19 protein-coding genes are annotated in these 22,208 nt (G+C 71.9%); 12 read left to right on the top strand and 7 right to left on the bottom strand.

Going from position 1 to position 22,208, the window contains the following annotated elements; genetic code table 11:
- Positions 1 to 35: 35 nt before the first annotated feature.
- The gene (locus OG202_RS22565; protein ID WP_326581909.1) at positions 36 to 968 is read right to left on the bottom strand and encodes a DUF3027 domain-containing protein; all 933 of its coding nucleotides are present in this window, start codon (positions 966 to 968) and stop codon (positions 36 to 38) included.
- Between the two features lie 539 nt (positions 969 to 1,507).
- Here OG202_RS22565 and OG202_RS22570 point away from each other — a divergent pair.
- The 4 genes from OG202_RS22570 to OG202_RS22585 all read left to right on the top strand — a co-directional run bounded on the left by OG202_RS22570 (position 1,508) and on the right by OG202_RS22585 (position 5,189).
- Complete coding sequence (locus tag OG202_RS22570) at positions 1,508 to 2,854, top strand: MFS transporter (RefSeq protein ID WP_326581908.1); 1,347 nt, start codon at positions 1,508 to 1,510, stop codon at positions 2,852 to 2,854.
- A gap of 62 nt (positions 2,855 to 2,916) precedes the next feature.
- The gene (locus OG202_RS22575; protein ID WP_326581907.1) at positions 2,917 to 3,411 is read left to right on the top strand and encodes a hypothetical protein; all 495 of its coding nucleotides are present in this window, start codon (positions 2,917 to 2,919) and stop codon (positions 3,409 to 3,411) included.
- A gap of 16 nt (positions 3,412 to 3,427) precedes the next feature.
- Positions 3,428 to 4,309, top strand: a complete 882-nt coding sequence (locus OG202_RS22580) for a futalosine hydrolase (RefSeq protein WP_328223438.1) — start codon at positions 3,428 to 3,430, stop codon at positions 4,307 to 4,309.
- A 10-nt stretch (positions 4,310 to 4,319) separates the two neighbouring features.
- A complete protein-coding gene (locus tag OG202_RS22585) occupies positions 4,320 to 5,189 on the top strand; it encodes a 1,4-dihydroxy-6-naphthoate synthase (RefSeq protein ID WP_326581906.1) in 870 nt (289 codons plus the stop codon).
- Between the two features lie 21 nt (positions 5,190 to 5,210).
- On the opposite strand, the gene OG202_RS22590 is transcribed toward OG202_RS22585, so the two are convergent.
- The 3 genes from OG202_RS22590 to OG202_RS22605 all read right to left on the bottom strand — a co-directional run bounded on the left by OG202_RS22590 (position 5,211) and on the right by OG202_RS22605 (position 7,329).
- Positions 5,211 to 5,594 carry a cold-shock protein gene (locus tag OG202_RS22590; protein WP_306819878.1) on the bottom strand — a complete coding sequence of 128 codons (384 nt, stop codon included), beginning with the start codon at positions 5,592 to 5,594 and terminating at the stop codon, positions 5,211 to 5,213.
- Between the two features lie 503 nt (positions 5,595 to 6,097).
- A complete protein-coding gene (locus tag OG202_RS22600; protein ID WP_328223440.1) occupies positions 6,098 to 7,141 on the bottom strand; it encodes a radical SAM protein in 1,044 nt (347 codons plus the stop codon).
- Complete coding sequence (locus OG202_RS22605; RefSeq protein WP_326581904.1) at positions 7,138 to 7,329, bottom strand: hypothetical protein; 192 nt, start codon at positions 7,327 to 7,329, stop codon at positions 7,138 to 7,140. Before OG202_RS22605 ends, OG202_RS22600 begins: the two co-directional genes overlap by 4 nt.
- A gap of 173 nt (positions 7,330 to 7,502) precedes the next feature.
- Between OG202_RS22605 and OG202_RS22610 the strand changes: the two genes are divergently transcribed.
- The 5 genes from OG202_RS22610 to OG202_RS22630 all read left to right on the top strand — a co-directional run bounded on the left by OG202_RS22610 (position 7,503) and on the right by OG202_RS22630 (position 13,186).
- Positions 7,503 to 10,895: a LodA/GoxA family CTQ-dependent oxidase gene (locus OG202_RS22610; RefSeq protein WP_328223442.1), complete on the top strand. Its 3,393-nt coding sequence runs from the start codon at positions 7,503 to 7,505 to the stop codon at positions 10,893 to 10,895.
- Positions 10,895 to 12,058 carry an NAD(P)/FAD-dependent oxidoreductase gene (locus OG202_RS22615; protein WP_328223444.1) on the top strand — a complete coding sequence of 388 codons (1,164 nt, stop codon included), beginning with the start codon at positions 10,895 to 10,897 and terminating at the stop codon, positions 12,056 to 12,058. Before OG202_RS22610 ends, OG202_RS22615 begins: the two co-directional genes overlap by 1 nt.
- Positions 12,059 to 12,156: 98 nt before the next feature.
- Complete coding sequence (locus tag OG202_RS22620) at positions 12,157 to 12,384, top strand: hypothetical protein (RefSeq protein WP_326581901.1); 228 nt, start codon at positions 12,157 to 12,159, stop codon at positions 12,382 to 12,384.
- Positions 12,385 to 12,480: 96 nt separating this feature from the next.
- Complete coding sequence (locus OG202_RS22625) at positions 12,481 to 12,861, top strand: hypothetical protein (RefSeq protein WP_328223445.1); 381 nt, start codon at positions 12,481 to 12,483, stop codon at positions 12,859 to 12,861.
- A 73-nt stretch (positions 12,862 to 12,934) separates the two neighbouring features.
- Positions 12,935 to 13,186, top strand: a complete 252-nt coding sequence (locus OG202_RS22630) for a hypothetical protein (protein ID WP_327729038.1) — start codon at positions 12,935 to 12,937, stop codon at positions 13,184 to 13,186.
- Positions 13,187 to 13,662: 476 nt separating this feature from the next.
- Here the strand turns inward: OG202_RS22630 and OG202_RS22635 are convergent, their stop codons facing one another.
- Positions 13,663 to 14,289: an HAD family hydrolase gene (locus tag OG202_RS22635; protein ID WP_328223447.1), complete on the bottom strand. Its 627-nt coding sequence runs from the start codon at positions 14,287 to 14,289 to the stop codon at positions 13,663 to 13,665.
- Positions 14,290 to 14,481: 192 nt separating this feature from the next.
- Positions 14,482 to 15,561, bottom strand: coding sequence for a hypothetical protein (locus tag OG202_RS22640; protein WP_328223448.1), 1,080 nt, complete (start codon positions 15,559 to 15,561; stop codon positions 14,482 to 14,484).
- 274 nt (positions 15,562 to 15,835) lie between these two features.
- On the opposite strand from OG202_RS22640, the gene OG202_RS22645 reads away from it, so the two are divergent.
- The gene (locus tag OG202_RS22645; protein ID WP_328223450.1) at positions 15,836 to 18,478 is read left to right on the top strand and encodes a helicase C-terminal domain-containing protein; all 2,643 of its coding nucleotides are present in this window, start codon (positions 15,836 to 15,838) and stop codon (positions 18,476 to 18,478) included.
- A 188-nt stretch (positions 18,479 to 18,666) separates the two neighbouring features.
- Complete coding sequence (locus OG202_RS22650; RefSeq protein ID WP_328223452.1) at positions 18,667 to 18,846, top strand: hypothetical protein; 180 nt, start codon at positions 18,667 to 18,669, stop codon at positions 18,844 to 18,846.
- Here OG202_RS22650 and istB read toward each other — a convergent pair.
- On the bottom strand, positions 18,830 to 20,275 hold the full coding sequence (gene istB / locus OG202_RS22655; protein ID WP_328223455.1) for an IS21-like element helper ATPase IstB: 1,446 nt from the start codon (positions 20,273 to 20,275) through the stop codon (positions 18,830 to 18,832). The genes OG202_RS22650 and istB overlap by 17 nt on opposite strands.
- Before the next feature lie 239 nt (positions 20,276 to 20,514).
- Here istB and OG202_RS22660 point away from each other — a divergent pair, with 239 nt between their 5' ends.
- Positions 20,515 to 22,158: a DNA repair helicase XPB gene (locus tag OG202_RS22660; protein ID WP_326581893.1), complete on the top strand. Its 1,644-nt coding sequence runs from the start codon at positions 20,515 to 20,517 to the stop codon at positions 22,156 to 22,158.
- The last annotated feature ends 50 nt before the right edge of the window (positions 22,159 to 22,208 follow it).

Consider the following 22,208-nt stretch of genomic DNA (forward strand, 5'->3'; position numbering starts at 1 on the left):
TCAGGCGAACCCCCGAACCCGCGAACCCGCGAACCCTACGAGTGCCCCAGATCCGCCTCGTCCTCGGCCTCCTCGGCCCCCACCGGCACCGAACCGGAATCCGGCGACGGCCGCAGCGGGAAGGGATCCACGCGGGTCTCGTCGAGCCGGGGCGGGGCCGGCCGGGGCGGAGCGGGCATGACCGCCGCCTCCGAGTGGCCCCCGCATCCGTACGTGAGGGAGACCATCCGGCCGTCCGCCGGCGCGTACTCGTTCGCGCACACCCCGAAGGCCTGCCCGAGCGACCCCCCGATCGGCACCAGGAATCCACAACTCACACACGCCGCGGGCGCGGCCTGGGCCATCGCGGTCTTCGCCCCGAACCCTTCCTCCCACCGGTCCGCGGCCGTGTGCAGCCCGTACCGGGACAGGACGCGCGCCCGCCGCATCCCCAGTTCCTCGGCGACGGCCGCGATGGACCCCCGGGTCGGCACGAGCGGCAGGTTGGCCGGTACCCCGGCGGTGACCTCGGCGTCCTCCGCCTCCACCAGCTCGGCCATGTCGTGCGAGACCGGGGAGTTCGGCAGCGGCTCGTCCTCGCCGGAGTACCCGGGCTCCAGCCGCAGGTCCTCGGCGTCGGTGGGCAGCAGGTCGCCGGGGCCCATGTCGCCCGGCCGGAGCCGCTCGCTCCACGGCACCCACTCCGGCGCGAGCAGCGCGTCCGGACCGGGGAGCAGCACCACCTCGTCCAGCGTCACGAACTTCGCGCGTGAGGCACGGGCGACGGTGACGGCCCAGCGCCAGCCGCGGTAGCCCATCTCCTTGCATTCGAAAAAGTGCGTCACCACGCGGTCGCCCTCGGAGACGAGCCCCGCGTGCTCGCCCACCACGCCGGGCGCGGCGGCCTCCTCGGCGGCGCCGCGGGCGAGGTCGACGGCCTCGGCGCACAGACGGTCGGGGGTGCGGCTTCGCGTTGTCGCTGCGCTCACAGGTATCGCTTCTCTCCTACGCCGTCTCACGAGTGCGCCTCCCTCGGCGAGGGGTGCGGACGGAGCGGACCAGTGGGCCGCGTCGACGTCCGCGCCCGATCGCACTCGGGCGCACCTATGTCATCCATTCTGCGGGATGAACGAGAGGCGCGCGGCCGAGAACAACCGCCGCAGGCGCGCTATGCACGCTACCTTCTCCCGGGCTCCACGCCCACACCGACGTACGGTTCCACGGCGCTCGGCTTCGGCGCCGGTTGGCCTGAACGGCACGCCCGGGAGCCCGGGAGGGCGGTTCGTCGGGCGTCCGCGGGTGGTGCGTGGCCGCTCGCGCGGACCCCCACCGGCCCTGAAAAGCAGGCGCCGCGCAGTCACCGTCGCCCGTGCCCGGGGCACGGAGAACCGCGCGACCAGCACCCACCGGCCCTCGGCCAACACACCCCGCAGCCATACGAGCGGTAACCGCACTACGGCCCGCCTTCTCGGGGCACTATGACGAGGTGAACGGCGCCGAGCGGGGCGAAGCGCGCGGATCGGGTCGGGTGACCGGCACCGTCCGCTCGGTGGGCCGCGCCCTGCACCTCCCGTTCACGGGCCCGGCCCGAGGCATCCGCAGGGCCACCCACGCCCACGGCGCCGGCGAATCGGGCCTCGGCAAACTCATCGAACTGCACGGGGTGAACGGCGCCGGCGACGTGATGATCACCGTCTCCCTCGCCTCCACGGTCTTCTTCTCCGTCCCCACCGACGAGGCCCGCGGCCGCGTCGCCCTCTACCTCGCCATCACCCTCGCCCCCTTCGCCCTCCTCGCCCCCGTCATCGGCCCCCTCCTGGACCGCCTCCCGCACGGCCGCCGCGCCGCGATGGCCGGCGCGATGCTGGTCCGCGCCCTCCTCGCGCTGCTCCTCGTCGGCGCCGTCGAGACGGGCAGCCTCCAGCTCTACCCCGCCGCCCTGGGCGTCCTGGTCGCGTCGAAGGCGTACGGAGTGGTCCGCAGCGCGGTCGTACCCCGGCTGCTCCCGCCCGGGTTCTCCCTGGTGAAGGCCAACTCCCGGGTCACCCTCTGCGGCCTGCTCGCCACCGGCGTCGCCGCGCCCATCGGCGCCGGACTGCAGGCGATCGGCGCGCGCTGGCCGCTCTACGGCGCCTTCTTGATCTTCGTCGCGGGGACGTTCCTCTCCTTCACGCTTCCCTCGAAGGTCGACTCGGCGAAGGGCGAGGACAGGGCCCTGCTCGCGGCGGACGCCGAGCATCTGCACGGCCCGCACCGCAGTGAGTCGCTCAAGCGGCCGGGGCTGCGGACGGTCGGCCCGGCCGTCACCCACGCCCTCGCCGTGAACGCCGCCCTGCGCGGCCTCTCCGGCTTCCTGATCTTCTTCCTGGCGTTCCTGCTGCGCATCCACCCGCTGGACGGGCAGAGCGCCGCCGTCTCGCTGGGCATGGTGGCCGTGGCGGCCGGTACGGGCAACGCGCTCGGCACGGCCGTGGGCGCCTGGGCGAAACAGCGCTCGCCGGAGCTGATCATCGTGACCGTCGTCGCCGTCGAACTCGGCGTGGCGATCACGGCGGTCCTGTTCTTCGGCACGTTCCTCATCGCCTGCCTCGCCGCGGTCGCCGGCTTCTCGCAGGCCCTGTCGAAGCTGTGCCTGGACGCCCTGATCCAGCGCGACGTCCCCGAGCTGGTGCGGACCTCGGCCTTCGCCCGCTCCGAGACCCTGCTCCAGATGTCCTGGGTGGTCGGCGGCGCCATCGGCATCGCCCTCCCCCTCAACGGCACCCTCGGGATGGCCGTGGCCGCCGCGATCGTCGCCGCCGGCTGGCTCACCACCGTCCGTGGCCTGCTCTCCTCCGCCCGCCACGGCGGCGCGCCCCGCCCCCGTGTGGCATGACCGACCCGGCACGCCGGACCCCACGTAAGGGCACCCCTGGACATGCCAGATAGCCTTCGCCCATGACCTCCCAGCCCCGCGGCGGAGCCGCTCGTCGACGCGGCCGTCGCGCCGCAGCCACTCTCGGCGCTGTTTCCGCCGGACTTCTCGTCCTGTCTGCCTGCGATGAGCCGACGCCGATGGCCACCGTCACGATCGGCACCGACTCGATCAGCGCCGAGGCCGCGTGCTACCGGACCCTGGACGCCGCACAGGCCAAGGAGTGCGCGCAGGAGAAGCCCTCCAAGTCGATCGAGCTGCCCCAGGGCGAGACCCTGCGCATCGGTGTCGACCCCGAGGTGTCCGAGACGGGCTGGGCCCTGTGGATCAACGGGGAGCAGGCCACGAACAACACGTTCGACAAGACGTACTGGTCGTTCGAGAACGCGGACCTCTTCGCCACCCAGCCCGGTCAGCCCGCCCAGAAGTCGCTGACCATCAGCGTCGTCGAGCAGAACGCCGAGGGCTCGAAGATCGAGGGCGTGTGGAACTTCGAGCTGAAGAACCCGGACGCCTGATCCGCACCCGCCGCTCATGCGCATTCTCGTAGCCACCGCCGTCCCCGCCGAACGGGACGCGGTGGCACGAGCGCTCCCGGGCCCCACCACCGAGGTACGGCTCCCGGCGGCGACCCTCCACCGCTACCGAGCCGTCGGCCACGACGACGGCCCGCTGCCGTCCGGACACGACGACGACGCCCTGCCGTCCGGGCACGACGACGGCCCGTCGCCCGCCGATCCCGGACACGGCTCCCCGGCCGCCGGTCATGGCCACGGCACCCCGCCCGATCGGCGCTCTGCGCCCTCCTCTGGCCTGGATGTCGACCTCCTCGCCGCCGGTGTGGGCCCCGCCCTGGCCGCCGCCTCCGCCGCCGGGGCGTTGACCGCGGCGGTTCTGGAGGGCAGGCCGTACGGGCTGGTCGTGTCCACCGGGATCGCGGGCGGCTTCCTGCCGGAGGCGCCCCTCGGCTGCCTCGTCCTCGCCGACGAGATCACGGCGGCCGATCTCGGCGCCGACACGCCCGACGGCTTCCTGCCCGTCACCGACCTGGGTTTCGGAACCGTCACCCACCACCCGCCGCAGGACCTCGTACGCGCCGCCGCGGCCGCCACCGGCGCCCGCACCGGCACCGTGCTCACGGTCTCCACGGTCACCGGCAGCGCCGAGCGCGCCGCCGCGCTGCGCGCACGCCATCCGCGCGCGCTGGCCGAGGCGATGGAGGGCTTCGGCGTCGCCGAGGCCGCCGCCGCGCACACCACGCCCGTCCTCGAACTGCGCGCCGTCTCCAACGCCGTGGGCCCGCGGGACCGCGCCGCCTGGCGCATCGGCGACGCGCTGACCGCACTCACCGAGGCCTTCGGGAAGCTGACGCCCGTACTGGAGAGTTGGGACCCCTATGAGCCCTATGAGCCCTGAGGCGACACCCATGAGCCGCGCGACCACCCCCGCCGGGACCGGCACGCTGCGGATGGCGTACTCGCCCTGCCCCAACGACACCTTCGTCTTCGACGCCTGGGCCCACGGCCGGGTCCCCGGCGCGCCCGCGCTCGACGTGACGTTCGCGGACATCGACATCACCAACGGCATGGCCGAACGCGGCGACCTCGACGTCCTGAAGGTGTCGTACGCCGTCCTGCCGTACGTCCTCGACGAGTACGCGCTGCTGCCCTGCGGCGGCGCGCTCGGGCGGGGCTGCGGCCCGCTGGTGCTGACGCGGGAGCCGGGCACGGACCTCACCGGCCGTACGGTGGCCGTGCCTAGCGAGCGGTCGACCGCGTATCTCCTCTTCCGCCTCTGGGCGGCGGACACCCTGCCGGGCGGGGTCGGCGAGATCGTGGTGATGCCGTTCCACGAGATCATGCCGGCCGTGCGGGACGGCAAGGTCGACGCCGGTCTCGTCATCCACGAGGCCCGTTTCACGTACCGGAACTACGGCCTCCACAAGCTCGCCGACATGGGCGAGCACTGGGAGGACACGACCGGCCTGCCGATCCCGCTGGGCGCGATCATCGCGAAGCGCTCGCTGGGCGAGGAGACGCTGACGAGGGTCGCGGAGACGATCCGTACGTCCGTCCGCGCGGCCTGGGACGACCCCGAGGCCTCCCGCCCTTACGTCCTCGAACACGCCCAGGAGATGGACCCGGCCGTCGCCGACCAGCACATCGGGCTGTACGTCAACGAGTTCACGGCCGATCTCGGCGAGGACGGCTACGCGGCGGTCAGGGGTCTGCTCACGCGTGCGGCGGCCGAGGGACTGGTACCGCCCCTCGGCCCCGACGCACTCGAATTCCCTTAGAAATCCCCGGAGTCGGCGGGGCTACACATCCAACTGGTCGGCCACGGCGCGGAGAAGACCCGCGATCTTGTTGCCCGCGGCCCGGTCGGGATAGCGGCCCCGCTCCAGCATCGGCGTGATGTTCTCCAGGAGCGTCGTCAGATCCTGCACGATCGAGGCGAGCTCGTCGGGCTTCTTGCGCTGGGCGGCGGCGACCGAGGGGGCCGGCTCCAGGATCGTCACGGAAAGAGCCTGGTCGCCGCGCTGACCGGCGACCACCCCGAACTCCACCTTCTGACCCGGCTTCAGGGTGTCGACACCGGCGGGCAGTACGGAGGAGTGGACGAAGACGTCACCGCCGTCGTCGCGGGAGAGGAAGCCGAAGCCCTTCTCGCTGTTGAACCATTTGACCTTGCCAGTCGGCAAAGCACACGCTCCCTCTATCGCTGCCGGACTGACACCGGACACCCTTGAACTGCCGTCATGACAGCCTACCGGGGCTCTCCCCAGCGACACACAGGCTTAATCACGCCTGGAAACAGGACTGAGCCCCTACCTGTGCCGGCAGGGGCTCAGAGGGGCGCGGGAGACTCCAAGAGCCTTGGCGGCGTCCAGACCAGCACGGGTGCGCGCTCAATGAGCATGTCTCGCTCAAGCTCGGCAAAGGCAACCATCATGGTGAAGAGGAATTCGCTTCCCCTCCATGCCGGCCGGCCTTGCGGCGAACTCCACCGGCACCCGCGCCGTAAGGCGATCGCGCATCTGCTCGTGGGACGTTTCAAACTCGACAACCGGCGCCTCGCGCCGGCCTCGGAGGGAAGCGGGAGCGGCAGCCCGTACCGGGCGGAGCATTACCCGACCCGCCTGCCACGAGAAGATCCACCGGGCGTCGGCCGAGCCGGACCCTCGTATCCCCGAGGGACGCGGCTTCAGCGCGAGGTGATCTGCAGAAGGGGAGGCGGGGTGGGCCGGGACATCCCTTGGTACGGGCAGGCGACCGCCTCCCCGTCCTGCGTGAACCATCCGCGTAGCCAAGGGCGCAAGCGGGTGTTGTCGATACTCAGGGTGCCGTCCGGCCGCAGCCGCCCGATGGTGTTGGCCGGATCGGTCAGCGCCACCGTGCACTTTCCGACGGATCCGTCGGCCCGGATCACCAAGGAGTCGGGAAGCGACGCGTAGCAGACCTCGGCCTGGCCGCTGAGGGAACCGAAGCCGCCCGGATCGTCGGAATCATCGGAGGAGACCAGGGCGGTCAGCTCCGCCAGAACCCGTGGCCGGTCCTCCTCCGGCACGATGCCGATGTGCTGGTCGTTGGGTCCGCCGAGGTGCTCCACCGGCTTGAGCCTGACCGAAAAACGGGAGTCATGGAGAAACGTCTCACGGATCCGCCCGAGGAAATCCGGCATGCCGGCCAGGTTGGCGGCGGTCAGGTGAATCCGTAGCGTCACATGGACCTGCACGGCGCTTTCCCTGATGTCCATCAGGTTCTTCCAGATCCTCGTGAAGGAACCCTTTCCGTCGGCGCGGACGCGGCTCTGGTCGTGCATCTCCTGCGGGCCGTCCAGGGAGATCTGGTAGCGCCCGACGCCGAGGCCGGCAAGCCTTTCGGCCGTGACCGCGTCCAGGGTGTAGCCGTTGGTCGTCATCTCGGCCGTGCAGGAGAGATCCGGCCTCGTGGCCGCCCTCCGTCCGATGTGTGCGGAGACCTCCTCGACGACGGGCAGGGCCAGCAGAGGTTCACCGCCGAACCAGGACACGTCGAGCGAACGCAACCCGTCCAGGCGCCGGTCGATCAGCCGCTTCACGCCTTCGACCACCGAGGCGGGCATACGGCCGACCGCGAAGTCCTCGTAGCAGTAGCCGCACCGGAAATTGCACTGCTCGGTGGGGAGGAGAATGAGGTGCAGCCTGTGGTTGGACAGGGACGAGGCCAGCACTCGTCCCTGTGGTGCGCTGAGCGTCGTCCTCGTCATCGCCCGGGGCGACACATGACATTGACGCTGCTTACCGTCACTTCCGGCAACATCGGCTCTGCTTGCACCATGTTGGAGACGCGAGCCGCCGCGGCGGAATTGTTGATGACGATCCGGCCGGCCGGATCCACCGAGACTTCGTCGAGCTGTACGTCGGAGAGCGCGTCGATGAAATCCTTCTCAGCCATGTTCCCGGACCTTTCCTCAGGCACTGCGACAGGGTGTGCGACGAGTGAGGAATCCCACCGCCCGCAGCAGGACACGCATCACATAGCCCGATTGCCCTGCCGGTCACTCGAAGGAATACGACCACTGCCGCATATGCCGACGGAATCTGCGCACGCGTGATAGACGCTGGGCCATGAACGCCGACGACATCGCCTCCTGCGAAATCCATCCGCCCCTCGGCATCGCCCGTGTCGGGAACAGCCCAGGCGAATTCTTCGTGGGCCCGGAGGCACCAGGCGTCGGTGTCGACCCGGCCGGCGGGTTCAAGGACTCCGAAGGACGGGTGAAGCGCCAGGCGGCACGATTCCGTGTCTACGCGTACGACAAGGACCACAACGTGCTCGGCGAGGTGACCGCCGCGGAGGCAGAGATCCGCTGGACGGTGGAGCTGGCGAACGCGAAGGGGGCCTGGTTCAAGTTCAACGGGCGTAACAACCCGTCCGATCAGCCCGAGAACCGGCGCAACGGGCACATCGACCCCGCCGATCCGCAGGCACGGGCATCCCTGGTGATCGCCCCCGGCCCGCGCAGTGTCGAAGGCGTGCACGCGGACGGCACGGGCGCCCGTTTCGACAGCGGGAAGTTCCTCGGGACGACGGTATCCCTGGGCGAACTGCGTACGGACGAGGCGGGTCGGCTCCTCGTGCTGGGCGGGTACGGGCGCTCGGCGTCCGTGAAGCCGGACAACCCCGTCCTGCACTACGCGAACAACGACCACTGGTTCGACGACACCTCTGACGGCCCGGTCACGGCGACGGTCACGGTGAGCGGCGGCCGGTCGGTACCGGTGAAGCCGGCGTGGGTCCTCGTGGCGCCTCCCGACTTCGCCCCGGACATCACCAACCTGGTCACGCTCTACGACGTGGCCCGGGAAGCCGCCGAACGCGCCGGCTCGCTCCCGCCGGAACGCGAGGTGTCGTTCACCCGGGACATCCATCCGCTGCTCGCCCGTATCTGCCGATACAGGTGGGTGAACAGGAATGCCCTGCGGGGACACGGCACAGGCGGGAGCGCCGACTTCCTCGACGCGTACCGGCTGGCGCGCCTGGCCTCCAACGCCCCTGAGGACGCGCCGTTCCGGAAGGCGGTGTTCGCCCGGCTGCGCGCCCCCGGCGCCCAGGATGTGACGCAGGCGAACTACTCGTTCATGCCCCAGCTCGCGGGAGACGGCGGTGACCCGGTCGACGGCAACCCGCGCAGATGGTTCGCGCTTCTCCCGGGGCAGTACGAGCGGATGCGGCGCTGGGCCGAAGGAGACTTCGTCGCCGACGGAACGAACCCCGCGGAACCCGTGCCGCTGACCGACCTGCCGCCGGCGGAACAGCCGCACGCCCTGGTCCGGGCCGCGCTCGAGGCATGCGTCGGAGGACCGTTCTTCCCCGGGATCGAGATGACGTTCATCGCCGACGAACCGGAGACCTGGCAGGGGCCCTTCCGGTTGCGCGAAGAGCTGGCGGCAGGAGACGTCACCAAGCACATGGCCGTGCCTTGGCAGGGAGACTTCTTTCAGTGCAATACGCATTGGTGGCCGGCCCAGCGCCCCGACGACGTGCTGCCGGAGGAGCAGTACCGCACCCTGATCCGAGCGGCGACGAAGGCTGCCGGACAACTGTCGGAACTGGACACGGCCCGCAAGCCCTGGGCACGCGGCCTCGGGCTGCAGGTGATGCGGCCGGTGGACCTCGCGCGGCGGCCGGGGGAGACCGCGCAGCAGTACCTGGAGAGGGTCTCCGAGTTCAACGAGACCGTTCGCGGCTCCAACGACATGGTCGACAAGTGGAGCTCCCTCGGGTTTGTGACCGCTCGCGCCGGTGCGGGCGGCGAGAAGGTGTTCGTGGAGACGGAGCGGGCCAGACAGGCCGGGCTCAGCGACCGCGAGTGGCTCTACGTGCTCCAGCACCCGGACCGCTTTCCGGAACAGGCGCAGGCTGCCAGGCAGTACGCGCAAGAGGTCCTGGATCGTGCCGCGGCGGCACAAGCCGACGACCCCAGCCTGCCGTTGACACTGCGCCCGTTCCGCTTCTCGGCCGACGCGCTCGAGTCGCGCCTGCAGCGCATCTACACCGACATCCTGGAGTGGGTCGAGAGTTATGATCCGGCGACGGACGACATGTTCCGGACCCGTCGTGACGTCGTCGAGCGGATTCGTCAGTACGCGCCGTTCAACCTGCTCGACGGTGCATGGCTGCGGAACATCACGCCGGCCGGGCCGATTTCCGAAGTCCACGCATTCCTGTTCTCCATCTGGATGGATGAGACGGGCAACGGAAACCCGGCCCTGAACCACGCCAACATCTACTCCGGCCTGATGCACAGCGTGGGCTTGTACCTGCCGCCGGTGGACTCCTACGAGTTCGCCACGCTGCCCGAGATGCTCGACTCGGCCTACACGCTTCCCGCGTTCGAGCTGGCCATCTCCCAGCACTCCCAGGAGTTCTTCCCCGAGTTGCTCGGCATGACGCTCAACCTGGAGTGGGAGGTGCTCTGGCTGAGGCCCACGGTGAAGCTGCTGGAATACCACGGCATCGACCCGCAGTTCTACACGCTGCACATCGGAATCGACAACGCGGCGGACGGACACGGCGCGAAAGCCCGCGATGCCGTCCTCCTGTACCTGGAAGCGGTCTACAACAGCGGCGGTGAGGCAGCCGTACAGGAGCAGTGGCAGCGGATCTGGAACGGCTACGTCGCTTTCGCCCGAACCGGCACGCTGTACGACGATCTGTCGAACCTCTTGAAGTTCCCACCCACTCCGGAAATGCGATTGGTCGACGTGGTCAAACGCAAAGCGGCGTTCGCCTCCCTCAACCACGGGGAGAAGCAACTCGGTGAGAACAGGATCGACAACTGGTTCCTCGACCCGCCGGGCCTGCTGAACGAACTTCAGGAATCCGGCCTCATCTCGGCCGGTGACCCGGAGAAGAGCACCTTCTTCGAGCTGACCACCTCCACCGGCCCCATGTACAAGGTCTTCACCGACGACGAGCTGGAGCTGTGGCGTGAGTGGACACGCTCGCTCGGTGCTCAGCCGCCCCCAGCGGAACTGACTCCCCTGGAGGCGATGATTCTCCTGGTCGACACCCTCCGCCGACGCCAGGCGGGCAACACCGCCCACACCAATGTGGTCATCAGCGGCCCCGATCCCGCGGACCCCGGCCGCACCAGGACGGAATCGGTGGCATGGTGGTTCGCCCAGCCGACGGGGTCGCTCCTCGCAGCGATCGCCCACTCGGACAACCGGCTCGTCTCCCCTGGCCACCCTGAGGAAAGCTCGTTCCTCAGCGATCTCCTCGCCCCGGCGAACGCCATGGGCAGGGCCTTCGCCGCCGTTGTGCCCGGCACGAACAGAACCGGCCGCGACATCACCGTCGAGTGGATCGCGGCCGGCTGCCCTCTGCCGGACCTGGCCCCACCGCGATCCCAGGTCATGGTCACTCCACCGGTCCTGTCGGAAGCCATGGCCCAGGCATTCGCCGACGGCGGCGTCAGCCGGCCGAAGGTCCGCGGAATGGGCCCGGTCCACTGATGACCCTCCGCCCGGGGGAGGAGACCTGCGACGTACTGATCGCCGGAGGCGGACCGGCGGGCGTGGCGGCCGCCTTGACCCTGCTGCGCCAGGGGGCCTCGGTCCTCATCGCCGAGCCCGGCCGCGCCCGGCGGGGCTGGAAGCTCGGCGAGAGCCTCTCCCCTCAGGCCGGGCCCCTGCTGGAAGGCCTGGGCGTGCTGGACCGCGTGACCCACGCACCGCACACACCGTGCTTCGGGAACCAGTCGGCCTGGGGAGGGAGCACACTCACCGACACCGACTTCCTCCGCGACCCCCATGGGCCGGGGCGGCACCTGGATCGCACCCGCTTCGACAGCGCGCTGCTCGACGCCGCCCGCGAGGCCGGCGCCCTGCACCGACCCTGCCCGGCCCGCGCCCCACGGCGGCTTCCCGGACACTGGAGCATCACTCTCGGCGGAGAGACGATCCGTGCCCGCTACCTCATCGACGCCACCGGCGCGAACGCCGGCCTCGCCCGGCGTGTCGGCGCCACCCTCCGACGCGACGACCGTCTGGTCGCTCTCGCGGCACGCCTGCCCCCGCCCCAGCGCTCGTGCCACAGCAGCCCACGAGCCTCCCTCGTCGAGTCCGTGCCCCTCGGCTGGTGGTACACCGCACCACTGCCCAGCGGAGCGGCCCTGGCCATGGTGATGACCGACGCCGACGTCGCCGCCGGGCATTCGCTCCACGAACCGGACGTCTGGTGGCGGGAGCTCATGGCGACCGCGCACGTCCGAGCACGCCTGCACCCCCGCACGACAAACCCGCCGGCCCCGCTGCGGATCGCACGGGCCTCGACCTCCCGAACCTGCCCCGCGGCCGGACCCGGGTGGGTCGCGGTCGGAGACGCGGCCACGGCCTGCGACCCCATCGCCGCCCGCGGCATCACCACAGCCCTGGCCACAGGCCTCACGGCTGCGGAGGCCGTCACCGCCGACGCGGCGGGCGACGCGCACGCGCTGAGCGGATATGCGGAACGCATCGAGGCGATCCACACGGAATTCGTTCGCGCCCGAGCTCTCTGCTACAGCGCCGAAGAACGCTGGCACACGTCGTTCTGGACACGGCGGCGGCAGCCGCCGCCCGGGGACACCCGGTCGGACGCGAGCGATGGCACGGCGCCCGGCGCGGTGTTTGGCTGACCGAGTGCGGCCGCCGTCGAGCGGCCCGGCACGCCCGACCCGTACGCCCCCGGAACCGGTTTCAGAACGGGCGACCGAGTGAGACGAGGTAGGTTGCCATGCCGAACAAGAGCCAGAAGTTCCAGGTCGACATCGACGGGATCGACCTGCCCGACGAGGTGGTGCAGCGCCTCGACGCCGCCGTCCGCAAGGCCGTGCTGATCGAGCTGGCCGCCGTCAACCTCGACGGCCGCTCCGTCGACCTCCTCGGCCAGGGCTTCGCGGTGGAGTCACTGGGCCGGCCGGGGCACACACAAGGGCTCCGCGTACGGACGATGGAGGTCTGAATGCCCGGTCCGGACGCCGGTACCGGCTCGCCGGCCCATCCCCCGGTGGTGACGCAGGGCATGACGTGTCCGAGCTCCCCATGCCATGAAGGCGCCGTGCTCATCGCGGTGCTGGGGGAGGACGGCCGCCTCGGATACCTCCGTCCCGCCCTCCCCGTCGACCAGGAGTTCCTCGACGCCTGCGGGCAGCACGGCGACCCCGAGTCACGCTTCCGGTTCGCCGACGGGTGCCGACAGGGCGGCTGTGAGAACTGGAGCGGACGGGACTGCTCCCTCATCGGCCGCCTGATCAGCGCCAGACCCGCCGACACGCCCGAGGCGTCCGACAGCGGCCTGCCGCGATGCGCCATCCGGAGCGACTGCCGGTGGTTCGCCCAGGAAGGCTCGCGTGCCTGTGGGGTCTGCCCGCTCGTCGTCTACCGCCCTCTGCCGGCCCACTCCGACCAGGTCCGACGCTCAGGGACATCGGTCGGATGACGTCGGTTGGTCCGGGGGCGGGTGACAAGACGTCGGCCGGCTGTTCCCTGGCGCCGGGAACTACCCTGGTCGGGTGCGTGACAAAACCCAACCGAATTCCGCCGAACCCGGTGACCGGCTGATCCGTGCCGGCGCCGTCGTGTTCATCGTCGGCGCCGTGGCCACTCTCGTCACCGTGGCCCCGCTGTTCCTCGGAACGACTCCGTTCCCCACCTACATGTTCGTCCTGAGCATGCTCATGGGCGTCGGATTCCTCCTCGCCGGCGCCGGAGTCCTCCAATCCGCCGCCGCGGGACGCAGAAGGGCGCGCGAGGCGCGTTTCTAAGCCTAGCGGTTTCCGTTCCTGCCGGTTTCCGTCCTGCCGGACTCCGGCCCCAGCGGTTTCCGAGTCCTACTGGCCTCCGGCCCTAGCGGTTTGCGGGTCCTACTGGTCTCCGGTTCTGCCGGACTCCGGCCCCAGCGGTTTCCGGGGCCCACCGGACTCCGGTCCTGCCGGACTCCGGCCCCAGCGGTTTCCGGGGCCCACCGGACTCCGGTCCTGCCGGACTCCGGCCCCAGCGCTTTCCGGGACCTGCCGGACTCCGGTCCTGCCGGACTCCGGCCCCAGCGCTTTCCGGGACCTGCCGGACTCCGGTCCTGCCGGACTCCGGCCCCAGCGCTTTCCGGGACCTGCCGGACTCCGGTCCTGCCGGACTCCGGCCCCAGCGCTTTCCGGGGCCCACCGGACTCCGGGGCCTACCGGTTTCCGGCCCCAGCGGTTTCCGGGGCCTGCCGGTCTCCGGTCATGCCCGGCTCCGGGGCCTACCGGGAGCGGGTCCGGCGGTGCGTGTCGAGCCATTCCGGGAACGCGGTCAGGTCCGTGAGGACCACGTCGGCGCCGGCCTCCTGGAGCTCCCGCTCGTCGCAGGGGCCGGTGGCGACGGCGACCGCGTACGCCTGTGCCGTGCGGGCGCCGCGTACGTCGCCGGTGTGGTCGCCGACGTACACGCTCGCCCCGTGCTCGCGCAGCGCCCGGGCCTTGGCCTCCGCCCACAGGTCGCCGACGAGCTCGTCCGGCTCCATGCCGAGGTGCTCCAGGTGCAGCTTGGCGTTCGGCTCGTACTTGGCCGTGACCACGATCGCCCGGCCACCGGCCGCCCGGACAGCCGCGATCGCCTCCGGTGCGCCCGGCATGGCGGGGGTCGCGGCGATCGCGATCGTCGGGTACATCGAGCGGTAGAGGTCCGCCATCGCGGGGATCTCCGCCGCCGGGAACCAGTGCGCCAGCTCGTCGGCGAGCGGCGGCCCGAGCCGCGTGATCGCCAGATCGGCGTCTATGTGGGTCCCCGTCCGCGCCGCCAGCGCCTCGTAACAGGCACGGATCCCCGGCCGCGAGTCGATCAACGTCATGTCGAGATCGAACCCGACGGTCAGCACGCGAGAGTTCATGCCGTCCATTGTGAGCCGGGGGATTCGTGGGCCGGGTGCGGGAAGCGGAAAGCACGGGGCGCAGCCCCTGCTTTTCGAGGGGCGCGGGGAACTGCGCGACCAGCCCCCACCGGACCCGCGGCTGGGGGGCGAAGGGGCGCAGCCCCTTGAGGAAGGGACGGGTAGGGGCGGCGGGGGCGAGAGAAACCCTGTTCACCGGGGGCGTTGGGAGCGCCAGAAGAGGTACAGCGCGGAGGAGACGGCGGCGACGCGGAGCATCCAGGGCCAGGTGTCGCCGAGCGCGTCGCTCATGTGGCCCTGGGCGATCGGCTCGCCCCAACGTCCGTCGCCGCGCCCCCAGAGCCAGACGATCCCCCCGGCGGCCACGACCCCCGGAATGCCCATGACCGCCCACTTCGACTCGGCCGGCGTCAACCGCCGCGAGAGATAGGCGATCAGCCACCCGAGCCCCAACGGCACCAGACTCCCCATGACCGCCCCCGCGACCAACAGCACGGCGGCCAGCAACAGCAGCGGATTGCTCCACCCCCCACCCGCGGGCCGCAACCGGGGCAGAGGCAACCGCCGCCGCCGCGACCCGCCCTCCTCCGTCTCGACCGCCGCAGCCGTCTCCCCCTTCCCGGCGGCCCCCGCAGCGGCCCCGGCAGCGGCCCCGGCCTTCTCGACCGCCCCGCTCTCCCCCTCCGCCTTCACCGGCGGCGGCTTGAGCAACTCGGGAATCTCCACACCGCCGACGAACCCCGGCACCGCGTCCCCGAGCCCGAACCCGAGATCAGCACCCCCGGGCCCACCGCCCCCACCGACCCGCCACCAGTCGGGCTGCGCATCGCCGTCCCCCAGCTCGTGCAGGGGAGCGAGATGCGGCGGAGCGGCGCCACCCACCACGGGCGGTGGCCCCGCCTCGGCGGGACGCGGCCGGGGAACGACCCGCCGCAGACTCCTGGACAGCCCCTTGGGCCGCTCCTCCGCGTCCGCGTCGTCCTCGTCCCCACCGGTCACCCGCTGCACGGGCACGGCGGCCGCCCGAGGCTCCGGTACGTCACCGGGCGCGCCCGCCGCCTCGACGACCTCGTCCGGCGTACCCAGGCGGGCGATGATGCGCCGCACGGCGGCCGGGCTGTCCACCGGCGCCTTCGCCCGCCGCCGGTCGATCTCGTCCCGCAGCCCCGACACCAGACGCATCCGCGTCGCCGACGGCAACTGCCGCTGCTGAGCCAGGTCGCCGACCCGGCTCAGATACTCGTAGACGACCTGGTCGCTCTCAATCCCCACGAAGCCCCTCCGGGGTTGGCGCGCGTACTCCCCCGACGGTATCGCTTCCGAGCGGGGTTCTTCGGCGCCCGGCAGTCGGGGTTGGGGGTCGGCGGTCGGGGGTTGGGGGTTGGGGGTTGGGTCCGGCTCGGCGGTGCGAGGTGCCGCCGCGTCCCTTCAGGGGCGCGGGGAACCGCGCGATCGGCCACCTCCCACCCGCAGCCGCCCGAACACAGTCCGCCCCGAGCCACCAGGCGCCCCGGTCCGGCGCAGCCCAGGCGCTAACGTTGGCCGGATGAGCACCGAGGAGCACATCCCCACGGAGGCGGCGCCGGCCGGTGGGGCCCCCCGTTCGCTGGCGGAGGCGCTGCGCGGGCGGGACGACCGTTCGCTCGCCGTGCTGCTCCGGGCGCGGCCGGACCTCATCACGCCCGTGCCCACGGACCTGACCCAGCTGGCGACCCGGGCCGGGACCCGCGCGTCGGTCGTACGGGCCCTGGAGCGCCTGGACCGGTTCGCCCTCCAGACGGCCCAGGCGCTGGCCGTGGCGGCCGACCCGGCGTCGTACGACGAACTCGCGTCCCTGCTGGCCGGTGACGACGCGGACCCCGCCGTCACCGCCGCGCTGCCCCACGCGCTCGGCACGCTGCGCGACCAGGCCCTGGTGTGGGGCCCCGACGACCGTCTCCGCCTCGTGCGCACGGCCCGTGAGCTGCTCGCCCCCTCGCCGCAGCACCCCTCCCCCACCGGTCTCGGGCCGACCGTCGCGGAGGCCACGGCCGGTATGTCGCCGGGTCGGGTGCAGGAGATCGTCGCCGAGGCCGGTCTGGCGAGCACCCACGACTCGGTGTCGGCCGTCACCGCCCTCAGCCGCCTCTTCACCGACCGCCGGCGCATGGCCGCGCTCCTCGCGTCCGCGCCCCCCGAGTCCCTCGACGTCCTGACCCTTCTGGTGTGGGGCCCGCCGTACGGCCAGGTCACCGCCAGCCCGGCGGCCCATCTGCGCTGGCTGCTGGACCGGGGCCTGCTCCTGCCGACCGCCCCCGGCACGGTCGTCATCCCCCGTGAGGTCGCCCTGCATCTGCGGGCGGGCAAGGCGCACCAGGAGGTCGAGCCCGTGCCGCCGCCCGTCGAGGCGGCGGCCGCGCACCATCCACAGGTTGTGGACGCCACGGCGGCCGGCCAGGCCTACACCGCGCTGGCGACCGTGGAGGAGCTGCTGAAGGACTGGGACGAGGGCGGGCCGGGCGTACTGCGCGCGGGCGGGCTCAGCGTGCGGGACCTGAAGCGGACCGCCATGGCCCTCGACGTGTCCGAGCCCGTCGCCGCGTTCTGGGTCGAACTCGCCTACGCCGCCGGGCTGTTGGCGTCGGACGGCGAGGCCGACGAACGGTACGCCGCGACCCCCGCGTACGACGAGTGGCTGGAGCTGCCCGCCGCCGAGCGCTGGGCGTGGCTCGCCACGGCCTGGCTGACGGCGACCCGTACACCGGGCGTCATCGGCGAACGGGACGCCAAGGACCGTACGTTGTCGGCGCTGGGCCCGGGCCTGGACCGTTCGGCCGCGCCCGAGGTGCGCCACCGGGTTCTCGCGCTGCTCGCCGCGCTCCCCGCAGGCGCCTCGGCCACCCCCGACTCCGTACTGGCCCGCCTCCGCTGGGAACGCCCCACCCGCGGCGGCCGGCAGTCCCCACCGCCCCAGCAGCAACCCGCACCGCCCGGCCGGCCCGCACCGCCGGCCGGCCAGGCCGACGACCTGCGCGCCCGTGTCGCCCGGTGGACCCTCTCCGAGGCCGAGTCGCTCGGTGTCACCGGGCGCGGCGCGCTGTCCTCGCACGGCCGGGCGCTCCTCGGCCTCCCTCACGAAGCCGTGGCCACGGCCGAGCTGCCGGCGACCCCCGGCGACAAGCTCCCCGCCCACCACGTCCCGCTGCCGCACCATCCCGGGCCCGCCCCCGCCCCCTCCCCCGACCCCGTCGCCGAGCAGGCCGCGGCCGCCGCCCGGGCCGCCCGGCTGCTCGCGCCGCTGCTCCCCGAGCCGCTGGACCACGTCCTGCTGCAGGCGGACCTGACGGCCGTCGCGCCCGGCCCGCTGAAGCGGCCGCTGGCCGACGTGCTGGGTGTCCTGGCGGACGTGGAATCGAAGGGTGGCGCGACGGTGTACCGGTTCACGCCGGGGTCGGTGCGCCGGGCGCTGGACGCGGGCCGGAGCGCCTCCGACCTGCACGACTTCCTGACCGCCCACTCCCGTACGCCGGTCCCGCAGCCGCTCGCGTATCTGATCGACGACGTGGCCCGGCGCCACGGCCATCTGCGGATCGGCGCGGCGTCGGCGTACGTGCGCTGCGACGACGACGCGATGCTCAGCGAGATCCTCGCCGACAAGCGGTCGCAGGGGCTCGGGCTGCGGCGCCTGGCACCGACCGTCCTCGCCGCCCAGGCGGACCCGGGGACACTGCTCGACGGGCTGCGCGCGATGGGGTACGCGCCGGCCGCCGAGTCCGTGGAGGGCGACGTCCTGATCACCCGGGCCCACGCCCACCGCACGCCCGCCCGCACGGCCCCGGAGCCCGTCCCGGACGGCCCGCCGGTCCCGGACGACACCCTGCTGGGCGCCGCGATCCGCGCCATCCGCGCCGGTGATCTCGCCTCCACCACGCCCCGCAGGACGACCGGTGGCCCGGCCGCTCCGACGGGCGAACTGCCCCGCACCGGCTCCGCCGAGACCCTCGCGACGATGCAGGCCGCCGTCCTCACCGGCGAGTCCCTGTGGATCGGCTACGTCAACGCCGAGGGCTCCGCCAGCCAGCGCGTCATCGCCCCGGTGCGCGTCGAGGGCGGCTTCGTGACGGCGTACGACCACACGGCGGACGAGGTACGCACGTTCCCGCTGCACCGCATCACGGGCGTCGCGGAACTGGCGGACGACTCGCTCTGAGCGAGTTGATCAAGCGGTCTCCCGCGCTTCACCCGTTCGGGCGTATGCGGGAGTTCATGCAGGCCATCCCCGTTTTTCCCACCCATGGGCGAGGGCGGGGCACCCGGCGCATCCTCTCGCGTGACGCGGGGCAGCCACCCTGTGTCCGATCGAGATCGACCCCTGTGCTCGAAAGGCCCCACCTACGCATGCGCCCGCTCGCCACGCTCGTCTCCGCTGCCGCCGCCGTCGCCCTGGTGGGGGCACTCGCCGCCCCTGCCGCCGCGAACCCGCCCCTACCCCTGCCCCTGCCCGAACTCGGCACGCTGGTGGGCGAGGGCGTCGGCGTGGAGGGGCCGTTGATCCAGAACGTCAGCCTGCTGAAGTAGCGCGGCGCAGCCGGTAGCTGTCCCCTTCGAGCAGGACGATCTCGGCGTGGTGCGCGAGGCGGTCGACCATCGCCGGGGCGGCCCCGCCGAAGATCTCCTCCCAGCGGCCGAGCGGCCGGTCGCTGGTCACGATCAGCGAGGCCCGCTCGTAGCGGTGGGCGACCAGCCGGAAGAGGAGCCGGGCGGTGTCCGTGTCGAAGGGGAGGTAGCCGACCTCGTCGACGATCAGCAGGGGGCAGGCGTCGAGCGCGGACAGCTCCTCGGCCAGCCTGCCCTCGGCCCGCGCCCCGGCCAGCCGCGCGGCCCACTCCGTGGCGGTCGCGAACAGCACCCGGTGCCCGTCCTGGCAGGCCCGTACGCCGAGCCCGATCGCCAGATGCGTCTTGCCGGTGCCGGGGGCGCCGACGAACACCACGTTCCGCCCGGTGGCGACGAAGTCCAGCGTCCCGAGCCGCGCCAGCAGCCGCCGGTCGAACGAGCGCGGGTGCCCCTCGTCGAACTCCTCCAGCAACTTCCGAGCCGGGAACCCGGCCGCCCGCACCCGTCCCTCGGCCCCGGCCTCGCCGCCGAACGCGCGCCCGCCCTCGTCCCCGTACGCCGTGCGCCGCGCCTCGTCCCGCACGAGCCGCGCCCCGCCCCGCGTGAAACGGGTCTCGGGGGAGGAGGGGGCGCCCCGGGTCTCGTACGTCTCGTAGTTCTCGTAGTTCTCGTACGAGGTGGCCTGGGCCGGGATCGGCAGCGGCGACCGGAGCAGCACGGGGGCGGTGGCGGACCCCTTCGGCTCCCTCCGCTCCGTGGGTTCCGTCGGCCTCTGTGGACCCTGCGGCGGCTTCGGGGCGTCGGGCGGGCCGTGGTGGTGGGAACCGTGGCCCTTGTCCTCGCGCAGCATCGGCCCCGACATGTACGCCAGCAGCACCGCCGAGGCGATGAAGGCCATGTGGATGACCGTGCCCCACAGCAGCGCGTGGTGGGAGGTGTGGTGGACGTCCACGAACATCTGGAGCAGATGGACGGAGGAGATGCCCACGATGGCGGTGGCGAGCTTGACCTTCAGCACGTTGGAATTGACGTGCGAGAGCCATTCGGGCTGGTCACGGTGGCCCTGGAGACCGATGCGGGAGACGAAGGTCTCGTAGCCGCCGACGATCGTCATGATCAGCAGATTGGCGATCATGACGACGTCGACCAGCTTGAGCACCGCGAGCATGACGTACGTCTCGGTGGCACTCCCGCTCACGCACCGGACGATTAACGTCCACAACTCGTTGAAGAACTTGTAGACGTACACCCCCTGCGCGGCGACCAGACCGAAGTACAGCGGCGCCTGGAGCCAGCGCGTGGCGAACAGGGCGTAGCCGAGCGTGGTGCCCTGCGGGGAGACGGACGGGGTGACCGGATCGGCGGTGTCGGCCGGGGTGGGTGGCTGCACGGTTCGCCATTCTTCGGAACCATGGGCGCAAATCTGAATTCCCGCCACTCATGGGAATGAATAGACATTCAATAGCACTGGTCAAGGTGGGCGGGATCGCACGGGCGACCCCAACTGAATGGCGGAACGATCAGGCACACTGGACGTTTGGCCGAAGCGCCGAAGAGCCCACGACGACCAGGGGATGTTCACAACACCCCCCTCACGCTGGTCCGGGCCGTATCGAAAGGGTGTCGCGCGTGAATGGTCCACTCATCGTGCAGTCCGACAAGACGCTGCTCCTGGAAGTCGACCATGAGCTGGCGGACGAGTGCCGTCGGGTCATCGCGCCGTTCGCCGAGTTGGAGCGGGCGCCCGAGCACATCCACACCTACCGGGTGACGCCGCTCGGGCTGTGGAACGCGCGGGCGGCCGGGCACGACGCCGAGCAGGTCGTGGACGCCCTGGTGCAGTACAGCCGCTACCCGGTGCCGCACGCGCTGCTCGTGGACGTCGCCGAGACGATGGACCGCTACGGCCGCCTCACCCTCTCCAAGCACCCGGTCCACGGCCTCGTCCTCACCACCACCGACCGGCCCGTGCTGGAGGAGATCCTGCGGTCGAAGCGGGTCACTCCGCTCGTCGGCGCCCGGATCGACCCGGACACCGTCGCCGTGCACCCCTCCGAGCGCGGGCAGATCAAGCAGACCCTGCTGAAGCTGGGCTGGCCCGCCGAGGACCTCGCCGGTTACGTGGACGGCGAGGCGCACCCGATCGAGCTGGCCGAGGACGGCTGGGCCCTGCGGCCCTACCAGAAGCAGGCGGTGGAGAACTTCTGGCACGGCGGCAGCGGTGTCGTCGTACTGCCGTGCGGCGCCGGAAAGACGCTGGTCGGGGCCGGTTCCATGGCCCAGGCCAAGTCGACCACCCTCATCCTCGTCACGAACACCGTCTCCGCGCGGCAGTGGAAGCACGAGCTGGTGAAGCGGACGTCGCTGACCGAGGAGGAGATCGGCGAGTACAGCGGGACGAGGAAGGAGATCCGGCCGGTCACCATCGCCACGTACCAGGTGCTGACGACCCGGCGGAAGGGCGTCTACCCGCACCTGGAGCTGTTCGACTCCCGCGACTGGGGTCTCATCGTCTACGACGAGGTGCACCTCCTCCCCGCTCCGGTCTTCAAGTTCACCGCCGATCTGCAGGCGCGCCGGCGGCTCGGGCTGACGGCGACGCTCGTCCGGGAGGACGGGCGGGAGTCGGACGTGTTCTCGCTCATCGGGCCCAAGCGGTTCGACGCGCCCTGGAAGGAGATCGAGGCGCAGGGCTACATCGCGCCCGCCGACTGCGTCGAGGTCCGGGTGAACCTGACCGACTCCGAGCGGCTCGCCTACGCCACCGCCGAGCAGGAGGAGAAGTACCGCTTCTGCTCCACCACGGCGACCAAGCGCAAGGTGGCCGAGGCGATCGTCCGCCGCTTCGCGGGGCAGCAGATCCTCGTCATCGGGCAGTACATCGACCAGCTCGACGAACTGGGCGCCCATCTGGACGCCCCGGTGATCAAGGGCGAGACCAGCAACGCGCAGCGCGAAAAGCTCTTCGACGCGTTCCGGCAGGGCGAGATCAACGTCCTGGTGGTGTCGAAGGTCGCGAACTTCTCCATCGACCTCCCGGAGGCCACGGTCGCCATCCAGGTCTCCGGCACCTTCGGCTCCCGCCAGGAGGAGGCCCAGCGCCTCGGCCGCGTCCTGCGCCCCAAGGCCGACGGCCACCAGGCGCACTTCTACTCCGTGGTCGCCCGCGACACCATCGACCAGGACTTCGCCGCCCACCGCCAGCGCTTCCTCGCCGAACAGGGCTACGCCTACCGGATCATGGACGCGGACGAGCTGCTGACGGAAGGCTGAGCAACAGGTCACACGGGGTGGCCGCGCTCGGTACGCTGAGTCGTACCAGC

Origin of the sequence: Streptomyces sp. NBC_00310, assembly GCF_036208085.1 — a bacterium.
In the GTDB taxonomy this organism is placed as follows: domain Bacteria; phylum Actinomycetota; class Actinomycetes; order Streptomycetales; family Streptomycetaceae; genus Streptomyces.

Bases quoted from the DNA above. Each gene is read 5' to 3' on its own strand.
- OG202_RS22650 (WP_328223452.1), top strand. From the start codon at position 18,667: ATGCGCCCGCTCGCCACGCTCGTCTCCGCTGCCGCCGCCGTCGCCCTG.
- OG202_RS22575 (WP_326581907.1), top strand. From the start codon at position 2,917: ATGACCTCCCAGCCCCGCGGCGGAGCCGCTCGTCGACGCGGCCGTCGC.
- OG202_RS22585 (WP_326581906.1), top strand. From the start codon at position 4,320: ATGAGCCGCGCGACCACCCCCGCCGGGACCGGCACGCTGCGGATGGCG.
- OG202_RS22620 (WP_326581901.1), top strand. From the start codon at position 12,157: ATGCCGAACAAGAGCCAGAAGTTCCAGGTCGACATCGACGGGATCGAC.
- OG202_RS22610 (WP_328223442.1), top strand. From the start codon at position 7,503: ATGAACGCCGACGACATCGCCTCCTGCGAAATCCATCCGCCCCTCGGC.
- OG202_RS22605 (WP_326581904.1), bottom strand. From the start codon at position 7,329: ATGGCTGAGAAGGATTTCATCGACGCGCTCTCCGACGTACAGCTCGAC.
- OG202_RS22600 (WP_328223440.1), bottom strand. From the start codon at position 7,141: ATGACGAGGACGACGCTCAGCGCACCACAGGGACGAGTGCTGGCCTCG.
- OG202_RS22615 (WP_328223444.1), top strand. From the start codon at position 10,895: ATGACCCTCCGCCCGGGGGAGGAGACCTGCGACGTACTGATCGCCGGA.
- OG202_RS22580 (WP_328223438.1), top strand. From the start codon at position 3,428: ATGCGCATTCTCGTAGCCACCGCCGTCCCCGCCGAACGGGACGCGGTG.
- OG202_RS22635 (WP_328223447.1), bottom strand. From the start codon at position 14,289: ATGAACTCTCGCGTGCTGACCGTCGGGTTCGATCTCGACATGACGTTG.
- OG202_RS22645 (WP_328223450.1), top strand. From the start codon at position 15,836: ATGAGCACCGAGGAGCACATCCCCACGGAGGCGGCGCCGGCCGGTGGG.